Source organism: Thermodesulfobacteriota bacterium (assembly GCA_036397855.1).
In the GTDB taxonomy this organism is placed as follows: domain Bacteria; phylum Desulfobacterota_D; class UBA1144; order Nemesobacterales; family CSP1-2; genus DASWID01.
The window spans coordinates 1-13,114 of the sequence record DASWID010000193.1; the positions used below are offsets into that span (position 1 = coordinate 1).

Consider the following 13,114-nt stretch of genomic DNA (forward strand, 5'->3'; position numbering starts at 1 on the left):
ATATAAAGACGGTAAAAATTATACGCATGTGGACTCACTACGAATGAATTTATTTCCATATAATTCTTAGGGAATTAAAACATATTGCCTTTCTCTCTAAATTTTACAGCAACAATTCTCCACCTGCCGTCATTTGTCATCGCGAAGGGCAAAGCCCTGCGGCGATCTCCTGCCAATCACTTGAAGAATTGGGTTACTTACACGAAAAGAAGGAGGACAAGTAGGACGAAGCTCATGGTGGGGCAAGTAATAAAGACAATTTAAAAAATCGCGCGGGGTAGAATAAAAATAAGATTAATACGAGTACTAACCGCTTTTCCATTTTCCTATAAAAACAAGTTATGTATTCAGCCGATTAAGTCTCATGTCAAGGCCTGACACGTCCACGTCCTTCCTTCGGGAACCGTATCTTACATCTTGAATGGGCATTCAAAAAATTGCCAAAATCAATTCCGGAAGCGTCAAAAAAAGTGACAATTATTTTTGTCATCTCGAAGGAACAAAGTGACTGAGAGAACTAATTAATTATAGTAATAGATATCTCGCATTCGCTCGATACGCAAACGTTTTTTGTCAGCCCTTGATTTTTGTTTCTTTGTATCAAGACAAAGAAAATAAAAAATTTAACGATGGATCCCAGATTAAAACATTCGAGGATGACAGATGAGTAAATTTCCAGGAAATTTATACTGTTTGGATTTTGTCCACAAAATAGCTAACATCTACAGCAATGACCTCCTTATGGATTCCCGATACGTTCTTCGACTTTGCTCAATACAGGCCCTTTGGCTCTTCGATAGTTCGACCTTTCGACTAAGCTCAAGGCTCACAACTTAGGGTGAACGGAGGGTGGTATTGAAGGACTGGTGGAATGATTCGAATAATGAAAGGGGAATGAAGGGTAGGGGGGTTGAATAGGAGATTGCTTCGAAGACTGGCTTCTCGCAATGACGCATGAATGGAATCTGAGCGGGGGCAGGCTTTGCTTATTTGATTATTGTGATAACTTTGATAATTTCACTTTTTCACTAGCAATAAAGGAAAGAAAGATTTCTCACATTGCTTTGTTCGAAATTACCTTTCATAATGAGTGGGATCTGAGACCCCCGACTGAGTAAAGGCCCTTTTTCTCTCTCGGCATGAGCTACATACTCCGCAGTGTAAATCCTCGCCTCTATAACATGACCAAGTTTCTCCAAAGGGTACCCCGAGTTCAGCGCCCAGTTTTACGATTTGCGATTTGTCCATATGTGCAAATGGTGCATTAACTGTTAAATCGGGATTGTCGTTGGCAAGCCTTTCTGCCGATTGAAAGGCGTCGACAAACTCAGGCCTGCAATCTGGATAAACCCCCCTATCAGAATGATGCGCTCCAAAGAATACACGGTTAGCTCCGATACTTACTGCATATCCGATTGCTATAGATAGGAAAATCGAATTTCTATTGGGAACGATAGTAGTTTTTAAGGTATCATAATGTAAAACTTCTGCGGGAACCTCTGGGATGGCAATACTTGAATCCGTTAGGGCAGAGCCCGAAAGAATGTCCTTCAATACTGATAGATCTAAGATCTTATGTGAGACCTTTAACCGCTCGCATATCCATTTTGCGGAATCGATCTCTTTTCTGTGTTTCTGTCCATAAATAAACGTAAGTGCATAAGTTTTGTAATTCTCGGTAACCGTTTTAAAAAGAAGGGTTGAGCTGTCGATCCCTCCGGATGCAATGACTACAGCTTTCTCATTCATTATTACTGAAATAATATTAAATGCTTAAAATGATTGGAACAAGGGATAGTTTTATGTGAACTGAAAAGAGCTAATGAGATTTAATCAGTGAGTTTTACTAAGGGTTTCCTTATTCTTTGAGACAATATCATAAAAGTCCGATAACTTATGTTCTAGATTGTCAACATGGCTAATCACGCCCTGAATTTGATTGTCAAGCTCTTCGGCTTCGATGTCGATGTCCTCACACCTCTTCCACTCAATGATATGATTCTTGATGTGTTCAAAGGATTCGTGCATTAACTTCATATCCTCTGAAATCCTGGATACACTTATGACAATTTCCTTTTTTTCCTTCTCCTTCTTTACATAGCCAAGCCAGATGAGTGCCGCAACAAAAGCAATTATTAAGACCCCTTGCGGAATTGATGTTTCGACAGTTGGGTAAATACCAATTATATCAACTTGGGGAATAAAGTTAATCGACTTAATCCCGATTATACCCGCCTCTTGAAATCCTCTTATACCCTTTCCTATTAAGATGAAGCACAGGAAGTACAGGAAGAAGCTTGTGATAGTAAAAAAGTATTTGAGCGGTATTCTTATAGCAAGTTTAAAAATCGCAAATACAAGAACTATGAGCATCGCAACACCAAAAATCAATCCCCAAAGTATTGCATTCTTAGAGTTGTCGGCTTGATACCAAAGTGCCTGATAAAATAGAACTGTTTCGAATGCTTCCCTATAAACTGCAAAGAAAGAGACACTGGCAAGTGCAAATACGCTTTTTTTGGAAATGGCCTTCTGTACTTTTCCCTGAATGAATTCTTTCCACTTTTTGACTTCAATTTTTGTAATTAGCCAATAGCTAACGTAAAAGAGAACCGCAGCCGCAACTAGAGAAGTGACACCCTCGATCATTTCACGTTGAGCACCACTTATTGTTATTATAGTTTTTGCTATAACCCACGTAATCAGGCCTGCTGCAAGAGCAAGGATCCAACCCAGGTGGACATATTTAATGGCGTTTCTCATACCGGTTGCAGACAGAAAAGCTAAAACGGCTGCGATGATCAAAATAGCTTCAAGGCCTTCGCGTAAGATGATTGCCAATGAGTTAGTGAATGAAAGCAGGTTGCCTACAGGTTTGCCATTTTCAAGAATAAGGGAAGCCCTTGAAAGTTCATTTGTAATGTCTCGATACAGGTTCTCTACTCTTTCAATGGAATTTCCTTCTTTGATTGCTTCCCTAAATTCAGAAAACTTTGTTTCAATTTTAAAGGTGATGTCCCTATCTTTTAATGCAAGGCTGGGTTCTACCATTTCAAAACCCTCGAAGTACGCATCTAGGGCTTCTTTATACGCTTCTTCCTTTTTTCCTTGTTTGTATAGTTCGAGAGAGTTTGCGAGGATTGTGCGTGTATTTAGTAGAGAGTTATTCTTTAGGCTCGAGTCTTCGATTATTCCTAGTCTCACATAGGAGATCGTCTTTTGTTTATCGACTTTAGCTTTGTTACTTGTTTCTAAAATTCTTCCAATGTCGTCATTTGTGAGTGTGGAAAGAATTTTGTAATCCTTAAGTTCACTTGGAAGTTTGTCTAGAACCGATCCGCTACCGTCTGTACCGTCTTTTTCATTTATGCCTAATGTCATAACGTAAAATGCTAAATTCCATTTTTCTTTGTCCGAAATGTTGGGGAAATTAGGCATTTTTGTACCTTGTATGCCAAAACTCATGGTGTTATAGATCTTGAATGGGGATAGCGTCGCTGTTGAGCTCATGTCTGTAAAATTCATAGGAGGTGGATTAAGAGTGGAAGCCAATGGACCGTCACCATAGCCAAGTATGCCATGGCACTGGGAGCAATTTTTAACATATAACTCCCTCCCGGCGATTAGAGATGGGTGATTTTGAGGATATGGGAGTATTTCATAATCCGATATGAGTTTATCTTTGATTTCATTCGATAAAGCTTCAATTTCGTTTACGGGAGATTTATTTGCTATTTTTCGATTCAGCAGTTCCAGATCGGCCAATGTTCTGGATTTATCAAGACTTGAAGCGTTAAGTTTTTCAAAAAGGTGAATTGCATCATTAGAGAATCCAACCATCTCATTATATTCATTATGATTCACTATTTTTCCGTCATGCACAGCATTTTTGTAGTCGCCTCCTATGTAATCTACTAGAGATAATATTCTTTCAGCTTCATCATCTGCGATTGAGACACCGGCTGCGAGGAAAACCAATATGCTAGCGATAAAGAGGAAACTAAATACCCTAGAACTGGGAAATAGGTTGAATAAACCCATCCGAAATTTGATAGAAATGCCTTTGTTATCCCTCAACATTAAACAAATTCAGTTAAAGATCCAAATCGAGAAGAAATTGAAAATAGTAATCAATTTTAATTTTGCTTTGAGATTAACATAACTTAGAGGCGTGTCAAGGAATAATTAATTTATCACCCATAATGATGGTAGTCTAATATACTTGTTTAATTAAATTATGATTGTAAAATTTTTCTACCAGTATGATACCGTCATCATGCTTTTACATCGAAGAAATAGAACCACATCACCTGGATGAAATAATTGCGATAGAGCAAGTTAGCTTTCCTACGCCTTGGCCGAGACAGGTGTTTGATATGGAACTGAAGTCTTCGAGGTCATATAAGCGCGTATCGAAAATCAATGGGACTGTTGTTGGTTATATCATTGCATGGAAGATCTATGACGAAGTGCATATTCTAAACTTAGCCGTTCACCCAGAACATAGGAGGAGGGGAATAGGACGAGGACTATTAAATGACTGTCTGCTTTATTTTTCGAACAAGGGGATAAAGTCTGCGATTTTGGAAGTCAGGGTTAGAAACAAAAATGCGATAAAACTCTACGAGAAAACTGGTTTTAGATCTGTTGGTTTTAGGCGTAAATACTACAGTGATACAGGCGAAGATGCACTGGTAATGAAGCTTGATATGGGATATAGTGGAAAGCCATTGGAATCTGGCAGGACTAAAGTTTAAACCTACAGCAACTTACATTTTAACCTTTTGCCGACGAGCTGCTTTGCCCATATCTACCATAGACCTTTTGGAGAGCACATGTCATCTCTCCGATCGTAGCATAGCCCCTAACTGCTTCTACTATATAAGGCATAAGATTTTCATTCGCTATTGCTTTTTCTTCAAGATTTTTGAGATCGGAATTTACCCTGCCGTTGTCTCTTTTTTCCCTTAACGTTTTTAATTTTTGTCTCTTTATTTTTTCAATCTTCGGGTTAATTTCAAGAATTTCGACTGGTTCGTCGTCGGCGCTTGTAAATTCATTCACACCCACTATTATTCTCTCCCCTTTTTCAACATCCAGTTGATACCTGTATGAAGCCTCCTCGATTTCACGGTTTATAAATCCATCTTCAATACACTTAATCATTCCTCCCCTCTTATCAATCTGTCTGAGATAAGCAATTACATCGTTTTCTATTTTTTCTGTGAGCGATTCAATGACATAGGAACCTCCGAGTGGATCAATTGTATCGGCAACCCCACTTTCGGCCGCGATTAATTGCTGCGTCCTAAGAGCAATTGTGGCGGCTTCTTCCGACGGGAGGGCAAGAGCCTCGTCAAAAGAGTTTGTATGGAGTGACTGCGTACCACCCAGGACGGCTGCCAGTGCCTGTATTGTCACTCTCATGATATTGTTTCTGGGCTGTTGCGCTGTAAGTGTGACACCAGAGGTTTGCGAGTGCACTCTAAACAGGCATGCCCTATCGGTCTCTACGTTAAATCTCTCCCTCATAATCTTAGCCCATAACCTTCTGGCAGCGCGGTATTTTGCTACCTCTTCAAGAAAATTGTTATGAACCGCAAAGAAAAATGAAACACGCTCCGCTATCTTTTGTATATCTATTCCCCTCTTCCTTGCGTTCTCCAGATATTCTATTGCATCCGCAAGCATAAACGCCAATTCTTGTACCGCGGTTGAGCCCGCTTCTCTAATATGATAACCACTCACACTTATGGGATTCCATTTTGGAATAGTGTCTCGACAGTACTCCATGATGTCTATGGTTATTTTCACAGAGGGTCCAGGGGGGAAGATATAAGTGCCTCTGGCGATGAATTCCTTAAGCAGGTCATTTTGAACCGTACCCTCGATCCGGTCTGAACTTACACCTTGTTTTTCTGCTGCCACCATATACATTGCAAGTAGCATGGACGCGGTAGCGTTAATTGTCATTGAAGTGCTCACTTCTCCGAGTGGAATCCCGTCAAAAAGGATTTCCATGTCCTCTAGAGAATCTATTGCCACGCCAACCCTTCCGACTTCTCCCTTGCTGATTGGGTCATCGGAATCGTAACCCATCTGCGTGGGAAGGTCGAACGCGACACTTAACCCGGTTTGTCCCTGTTCAAGAAGGTACTTAAATCTTTTGTTTGTTTCTTCTGCTGTTCCAAAGCCGGCATATTGTCGCATCGTCCACAATCTTCCACGATACATCGTCGGTTGAACACCGCGGGTAAATGGATATTCGCCAGGGTATCCAATTTTTTCTTCATAATCTATGTCTCTTGTATCTTCCGGGGTGTATAGTCTATCCAAGTTAATTCCTGATTGGGTGGTAAAAACTTTTTTTCTTTCCTTCAACTCGTTTTTAACTCTCTCTTCCCAATCTTTCTTTTTACCTGCCATGCTTTCTATTCCTTAATTTTTGAGATAAATGATATAAGTTCGATGACTATTTTCTCCTTTCTACTATGTAGTCTGCGAGAAGGTCGAGGGATTTTTTATAGTTATTATCAGGCAAGCATAGTATTGCCTTTTTTGCTTTATTAGCGAAAATTCTAGCGGCATTTTTTGTTTGTCGCACACCATTGTATTTATTTACGACATCAAGAATAACCAGTAGGTCTTCGTTATTTAAATGATTGTTTTGTAATAAATTCATTACTTTTGATTTTTCTCCATGAGTAGCATCTCGCAGCGCATAGGCGAGTGGAAGCGTCATCTTCTTTTCATGTAAGTCATGGCCCACTTCCTTGCCAATTTCGTTTTCGTCAGCTGAGTAGTCAAGAGCATCATCGACAAGCTGAAAAGCGATGCCTAAATTAAAGCAGAATTCGCCTATAGTTTCCTTCACTTCTTGCGTTGCCCCTGCGAGGATTGCACCTACTTTCCCGCAGCTTTCTATCAACGAAGCGGTTTTGTTTTCTATTATTCCAAAGCATACTTCCTCGGAGACATCGATCATATTTAATCCACTCATGACCTCAAGTACCTGTCCTTCGGCAAGCTTTGCTGCAGCATCTGTGACAACCCTTATCAGTTCTAAATTACCACACGACTGTATTAACCCGAGCGCTCTTGCAAGCATAAAATCGCCCACGAGCACACTGGCTTTGTTTCCCCACAATCTGTTTGAAGAAATTCTACCTCTCCGTAGATTGGCGTCGTCAACTACGTCGTCGTGAAGAAGCGATGCAGTGTGGATGAGTTCAAGCGCGGCTGCCGAAGTGATCCTATTCCCACCGTTCTCCAGACCGCATGCACCACTCGATAGGATTAGAACAGAAGGCCGGATCCGTTTTCCCCCGCTGCCGAGTAGATATTTTGATATCTGATAAACAAGTGGAACCGGCGAGTTAATATTATCGTCGATTTCCTTTTCAACTTCTTCTAAGTCAGCTGAAATGACCCCGACAATATTGGAAAAATCCATTCCGCTTTAAATTATCTGAACATGTTGGAGAAGTCAAAGCGGTTGATACTAAAGATCAAATCGATTTGATTCGGTCTTGTGTTAATGTATGATTTTAGGAGTAGGATGTAAGATTGTTCAAAAGGGATATAACGACCTTAGAACCTTAAGAATTACTAATTTCGCATAATTGATGACCTGGTTAGACATAGCAATTCTAGTAATCATAGCTCTTTTTGCGCTTATAGGTATTAAACGGGGATTTATTAAAGGGACATTATCATTTCTGGCAATTGTCGTGGGGATAATCTTAGGCGTGATGTTCTACGAGATTGCTGGAGTCTTTTTGGTAAAAAAGGGGTTGATTGGAAATGAATCTATTGCCAGCGTAGCCGGATTCTTCATTATCACCCTAGCGATCTATATAGTAATTCAACTGATTGCCTGGTTGCTTACAAAACTAGTAGGCACCCTTCATTTAAGCTTAATAGATAGGATGGCGGGGGGATTTTTGGGCATGGTGATAGGTGTAATTGTAATTTTTTTCTTGATTTCCTGCTTGGAATTTTTTTACTCTGAGGATGAGCCACCTCTTAAGGACTCGGTTGTAGTTCCTTATATTGATGTAACTTTCGAGATCATCAGGAGCACCATTCCTGATGACTTTAAAAATCATTTGCAAAATACAAGAAAGGTTATCCAGAAAGAGGGCATGAAAGCCATCTTAAGGGTCACAAATACTGAAAGTGTTAAAGATGTTTTCAAAGAGGATAACGGTAAGCCAAAAGAAATTAATAATAAGAAGTAACTTGTAGTAGAGAACACCATTCTGGATTGAAATGATAGGTGTTTTATGACGCTTTATAGAATTGCTATCTAAAAATATGTTTTCTCACCCTAGATATTTTAGGTAATATAACCTTTATGATTGGAATTGAGACATTAGATGAATTTATCATCAGAAGACAAACTGATTTCTCCTATGCACAGGGTGAGTTATCTCGGCTGCTAAGGGACATTGGACTAGGCGCGAAGGTTGTCAATAGGGAAGTGAATAAGGCGGGATTAGTTGATATATTAGGCAGCGCAGGAACCACGAATATACAAGGAGAGGAAGTTAAAAAGCTCGATGTCTTTGCAAACAGAAGGTTTATCGCCGCCTTAAGATTAGGAGGACAGTGTTGTGGCATTGCATCGGAGGAAAATAAGGAATTCATCACATTTGATGATGAAATATCAAAGAATGCAAAATATGTTGTTTCTCTTGACCCATTAGATGGTTCTTCAAACATAGATGTAAATGTTTCTGTCGGCACCATTTTTTCAATTTATAGGAGTATTTCTCCTTTGGGGATGTGTACGATCGGTGATTTTCTACAAAAAGGGTCAGAACAGGCCGCCGCGGGCTATATCATATACGGCTCGTCTACTATGCTTGTTTACACAACGGGTAAGGGTGTTAATGGATTCACCTTAGACCCTTCGATTGGTGAATTTTGTCTTTCTCATCCAGATATGAAAATACCAACAACAGCAAAAACATATTCGATTAACCAGGGGTATTATTCTAGTTTTCCAACGGGGGTAAAACAGTATATCAACTATTGTGTTGAAGATGATATATCTACCGGACGTCCGTATTCATTAAGATATATCGGTTCGATGGTAGCAGATATACACAGGAATTTAATAACTGGAGGAATTTTTATTTATCCTGCAACAAAGGATTCCCCTTATGGGAAATTAAGACTTCTTTATGAATGCAATCCGATGTCTTATATCGTAGAACAGGCGGGGGGGATGGCATCGGATGGATTCAATCGAATCTTGAATAAAGAGGTTAATGAGTTGCATCAGAGAACTCCAATTTTTATTGGTTCGAGAGAAATGGTTTTAAAAGCGGAAGAATTTATGGGGGTTTATTCTTCTGAAAGCGGGGAAAAAAGAAAAGCAGTTTCTTGATTGATTGTCCTACATTGTGAATCGGCCATCCGGAAGCAGGATCATGATTTAGCTTATCTTCCATTCTCTTTACCTATTTCTCAGTTTTTCCAATTTTGGAAATAGTGTTTAGTCTCTAATTTCACGATAATTGGAATTCTTAAGCTACCGTAATTTCTTTGCTCAGATACACATTCTGGACTGCGTTGAGTAGTTCTATTCCCTCATTCATTGGCTTCTGAAAGGATTTCCTCCCGGTTATCAATCCCATTCCACCGGCCCTTTTATTAATTACTGCTGTATGCACTACTTCATAAAGATCATTTTTCCCGGATGCCCCCCCAGAGTTAATTAATCCCGAACGACCCATGTAACAATTAATTACCTGATAGCGATTCAAGTCAATTGGATGGTCAGAAGTAAGTTTTGTGTATACCCTTTCATCCGTTTTGCCGAAATTTAATGCTGTATAACCACCATTATTTTCGGCTAATTTTTGTTTAACTATGTCTGCTTCAATAGTAGCACTCAAGTGATTTGCCTGCCCTGTTAAGTCGGCTGAAAGGTGATAATCAGCGTCCTTAGTTTTAAAAGCCGGGTTTCTTAGATAAGCCCAGAGAATTGTTACCAAACCCAGAGTATGTGCGTAGCTAAATGCCTCGGTGATTTCCTGAATTTGGCGATGACTTTCGGGAGAACCATAATATATTGTTGCTCCTACGGAGATAGCTCCCATCTGAAATGCTTGATCGACATTGGCAAAGAGTATCTGATCATAAATATTTGGGTATGAAAGGAGTTCGTTGTGATTGATTTTGACAATGAACGGTATCTTGTGCGCATACCTTCTGGCAACTGATCCAAGTACACCTAATGTGGAAGCAACCGCGCTACATCCACCTTCGATTGCGAGTTTAACTATGTTTTCGGGATCAAAGTACATCGGGTTTGGCGCGAAAGAAGCACCTGCTGAATGCTCAATCCCTTGATCGACAGGTAGGATAGACAGATATCCGGTTCCCGCTAACCGACCGCTGTTGAAAAGCAACTGCATATTTCTCAATACTGGGTTTGGTCTGTCGGAGGGGATCAAGACTTCATCTATAAAAGATGGTCCGGGCAGATGTAACTGGCCCTTTGGAATAGTTTTACACTTATGGTCTAAGAGATAACTGGCCTCATTACCCAATATTCCGACGATGCTATCTATGTTGTCGTTAACCGTTATAGTTTGCTTTAATTTTGCCTTAGCCATTATTTGCCCCCCACCAATATTTTCTTATACAAATAAATAGTACATTACATGAAAAAAAATTCCATATTTAGGTTGTTCAAACAATTGGTAGGTGAAAAAAAGCGTCAGAAAAAATGAATAAAGTTATTGACTTAAGAATCTTAAAATATCATATCAGGTTGACTATGAACATCATAGTTTGTATCAATTTGTAACAGAATAAAGTAATCCCTTGTAATCATGCTTATCATTTAGGATTGAAATCCCCGGAAGCTCTTGGCCCCCTAAGAACTCTAGCAGTGCGCCTCCACCGGTTGAAATGTGCGTAATTTCTGAATCAAGAACCTCGGCTTTTCTTATTGCGGCTATGGTTTCACCGCCTCCCGCCACAGTTGTCGCTCCACGCCATGTAGCAAGAGCTACAGCTCGGGCAATGTGTGTGGTTCCCGCTGAAAAATCGTCAACTTCAAAAACTCCCAAGGGACCATTCCAGAAAATTACACCTTTTCCTTTTATGAAGGATGCATACTTTCCCACGGTTTTTGGCCCTATATCAAAACCATGAAGTTCTCCGGGTATTTCTTCATCAACCACCATGCAGGTTTTTCTTTTTTCAAAACCCTCTGCAACAACGTGGTCAGTAGGCAGCAGTATTTTATCTCCGTAAATTTTTAAGGCTGTCTTTGCCCAGTCTAACATGTCGTCTTCAGTAATTGAACGTCCTACGTTAATACCCATGGCTTTGAGAAATGTGTAGGCTACTCCTCCACCAATTAAAACTCTATCTGCCTTTTCGAGGAGATTCTTAACAGCGTTGATCTTGTCCTTGATTTTTGCTCCACCAACTATGACTACAAATGGGTGGTCGGGAGTCTCTCGGATTGTCGTTAGGAACCTCAATTCCTTATCTACTAGGAAACCTGCTAGTCTTAGGTCAAAGAAAGATGCCATTCCAAAGGTTGAGGCGTGCTTTCGATGGGAGGTGCCAAACGCATCATTTACATATATGTCTGCCAGGGACGCTAGTCTCTTTGAAAATTTCTTATCATTTTCATCCTCTTCCTTATGGAATCTAAGATTATCCAGAAGTAAAACGTTCCCTTTCTTGAGCTTATCTACCGTAGCGTTTACATCTTCACCAATTACCTTTCCCATAAATTTCACTGGCTTTCCCAAGAGTTCAGATAGCCTCACTGAAATAGGCTTTAATGAAAGGCTTGATATTTCCATGCCCCTCGGTCTTCCAAGGTGAGAGCCAAGAATTACTTTTGCTCCTCTTTCAATCAAGAAATCAATCGTGGGTATTGCTCTTCTAATTCTGTAATCCTCACTGATTGCGCCATCTTTTATGGGAACGTTAAAATCCACCCTCACGAATACACGCTTGTTATCAAAGTCAGATTCTGATAGGTCGGAGATTACCAGCTTATCCACTATTTGCTATGTCCTATGAACTGGATTAAGTCAACCACCCTCGATGAATATCCATATTCGTTGTCGTACCAACCCATGACTTTAACAAGGTTACTATCTACAACACTGGTGAGTGGTGAATCGAAGATCGCAGAGTGTGGATCGCCAATGAAGTCTGCTGAGACTAGTTCTTGGTCGACGTACCGTAAATAACCTTTAAGTTCTTCGGCAGATGCCTTCTTAAATTTTTCGTTGACTTCCTCGACCGAGGTAGTTTTTCCCACTTCACAACTAAAATCAACCATTGAAACGTCGGCTGTTGGCACCCTCATTGCAACTGCACTAAGCTTTCCCTTTAGTTCGGGGAATATCAACTCAATAGCCTTTGCGGCGCCAGTACTCGTCGGTATTATGGATAATGCAGCCGCGCGCGCTCTTCTTAGGTCCTTATGCGGGGCGTCCAAGATTCTCTGGTCATTGGTGTATGAATGTATTGTTGACATCTCACCTCTCTTTATTCGGAAATTATCATGGAGAACTTTTACGAGCATCCCGAAGCAGTTAGTCGTGCATGATGCGTTCGATATTATGTTATGTTTTGAATGATCATATAGATGGTGATTCGCACCCATGACCGTTGTAAAATCAACTTCACCGCTTGCGGGAGCAGTGATTATTACCTTCTTCACAGAACCGCCAAGATGAGCTGATGCGGCCTCCTTTGTCCTAAAAATTCCGCTCGCCTCTGCAACTAATTCCGTTCCAACATCCTCCCAAGGGATGTTCGCGGGATCCCTTTCTGTAAAGACTCTTATGTTATTCCCATCGACTATTATATGACCGTTTTCAGTTTTGACTTCTCCCTTATACGGGCCAAAAATCGAGTCATATTTAAAAAGGTGGGACAGGACCTTACCATCGGTTATATCATTAATACCAACAAATTCTATATCCTTCCTTTGAAGGCCTATTCTGAGAATGTGTCTACCGATCCTTCCAAAACCATTTATGCCTACCTTAATCGACATTGTGAAATTCCTCCGATAACCAATCGATAATCACTAAAATACCCTTGGATACAAGGTACCTTTTCA

General features: G+C 40.3%; 10 protein-coding genes. 3 read left to right on the forward strand and 7 right to left on the reverse strand.

Annotation, left to right across the window (positions count from 1 at the left end):
• Window positions 1-1,074: 1,074 nt before the first annotated feature.
• Window positions 1,075-1,749: a 7-cyano-7-deazaguanine synthase QueC gene (queC, locus tag VGA95_14535; GenBank protein ID HEX9667761.1), complete on the reverse strand. Its 675-nt coding sequence runs from the start codon at window positions 1,747-1,749 to the stop codon at window positions 1,075-1,077.
• A gap of 84 nt (window positions 1,750-1,833) precedes the next feature.
• Window positions 1,834-4,080 (reverse strand): FTR1 family protein, encoded by a 2,247-nt coding sequence (locus VGA95_14540; GenBank protein ID HEX9667762.1) that lies wholly within the window; start codon window positions 4,078-4,080, stop codon window positions 1,834-1,836.
• Between the two features lie 182 nt (window positions 4,081-4,262).
• On the opposite strand from VGA95_14540, the gene rimI reads away from it, so the two are divergent.
• Window positions 4,263-4,757: a ribosomal protein S18-alanine N-acetyltransferase gene (gene rimI / locus VGA95_14545; protein ID HEX9667763.1), complete on the forward strand. Its 495-nt coding sequence runs from the start codon at window positions 4,263-4,265 to the stop codon at window positions 4,755-4,757.
• 19 nt (window positions 4,758-4,776) lie between these two features.
• On the opposite strand, the gene VGA95_14550 is transcribed toward rimI, so the two are convergent.
• Both VGA95_14550 and VGA95_14555 read right to left on the reverse strand, forming a co-directional pair.
• Entirely contained in the window at window positions 4,777-6,426 is a 1,650-nt protein-coding gene (locus VGA95_14550) for a methylmalonyl-CoA mutase family protein (GenBank protein HEX9667764.1), read from the reverse strand.
• A gap of 46 nt (window positions 6,427-6,472) precedes the next feature.
• The gene (locus VGA95_14555; GenBank protein ID HEX9667765.1) at window positions 6,473-7,453 is read right to left on the reverse strand and encodes a polyprenyl synthetase family protein; all 981 of its coding nucleotides are present in this window, start codon (window positions 7,451-7,453) and stop codon (window positions 6,473-6,475) included.
• A gap of 172 nt (window positions 7,454-7,625) precedes the next feature.
• Between VGA95_14555 and VGA95_14560 the strand changes: the two genes are divergently transcribed.
• Both VGA95_14560 and fbp read left to right on the forward strand, forming a co-directional pair.
• Window positions 7,626-8,240, forward strand: a complete 615-nt coding sequence (locus tag VGA95_14560; protein HEX9667766.1) for a CvpA family protein — start codon at window positions 7,626-7,628, stop codon at window positions 8,238-8,240.
• Between the two features lie 116 nt (window positions 8,241-8,356).
• Window positions 8,357-9,394 carry a class 1 fructose-bisphosphatase gene (fbp, locus tag VGA95_14565; protein ID HEX9667767.1) on the forward strand — a complete coding sequence of 346 codons (1,038 nt, stop codon included), beginning with the start codon at window positions 8,357-8,359 and terminating at the stop codon, window positions 9,392-9,394.
• A gap of 139 nt (window positions 9,395-9,533) precedes the next feature.
• On the opposite strand, the gene VGA95_14570 is transcribed toward fbp, so the two are convergent.
• The 3 genes from VGA95_14570 to gap form a co-directional block, all read right to left on the reverse strand.
• Entirely contained in the window at window positions 9,534-10,628 is a 1,095-nt protein-coding gene (locus VGA95_14570; GenBank protein ID HEX9667768.1) for a class I fructose-bisphosphate aldolase, read from the reverse strand.
• Window positions 10,629-10,811: 183 nt separating this feature from the next.
• Window positions 10,812-12,041, reverse strand: coding sequence for a phosphoglycerate kinase (locus VGA95_14575; GenBank protein ID HEX9667769.1), 1,230 nt, complete (start codon window positions 12,039-12,041; stop codon window positions 10,812-10,814).
• The gene (gene gap / locus VGA95_14580; protein HEX9667770.1) at window positions 12,041-13,048 is read right to left on the reverse strand and encodes a type I glyceraldehyde-3-phosphate dehydrogenase; all 1,008 of its coding nucleotides are present in this window, start codon (window positions 13,046-13,048) and stop codon (window positions 12,041-12,043) included. Before gap ends, VGA95_14575 begins: the two co-directional genes overlap by 1 nt.
• Between the last annotated feature and the right edge of the window lie 66 nt (window positions 13,049-13,114).

Bases quoted from the DNA above. Each gene is read 5' to 3' on its own strand.
- queC (HEX9667761.1), bottom strand. From the start codon at position 1,749: ATGAATGAGAAAGCTGTAGTCATTGCATCCGGAGGGATCGACAGCTCA.
- VGA95_14540 (HEX9667762.1), bottom strand. From the start codon at position 4,080: ATGTTGAGGGATAACAAAGGCATTTCTATCAAATTTCGGATGGGTTTA.
- rimI (HEX9667763.1), top strand. From the start codon at position 4,263: ATGATACCGTCATCATGCTTTTACATCGAAGAAATAGAACCACATCAC.
- VGA95_14550 (HEX9667764.1), bottom strand. From the start codon at position 6,426: ATGGCAGGTAAAAAGAAAGATTGGGAAGAGAGAGTTAAAAACGAGTTG.
- VGA95_14555 (HEX9667765.1), bottom strand. From the start codon at position 7,453: ATGGATTTTTCCAATATTGTCGGGGTCATTTCAGCTGACTTAGAAGAA.
- VGA95_14560 (HEX9667766.1), top strand. From the start codon at position 7,626: ATGACCTGGTTAGACATAGCAATTCTAGTAATCATAGCTCTTTTTGCG.
- fbp (HEX9667767.1), top strand. From the start codon at position 8,357: ATGATTGGAATTGAGACATTAGATGAATTTATCATCAGAAGACAAACT.
- VGA95_14570 (HEX9667768.1), bottom strand. From the start codon at position 10,628: ATGGCTAAGGCAAAATTAAAGCAAACTATAACGGTTAACGACAACATA.
- gap (HEX9667770.1), bottom strand. From the start codon at position 13,048: ATGTCGATTAAGGTAGGCATAAATGGTTTTGGAAGGATCGGTAGACAC.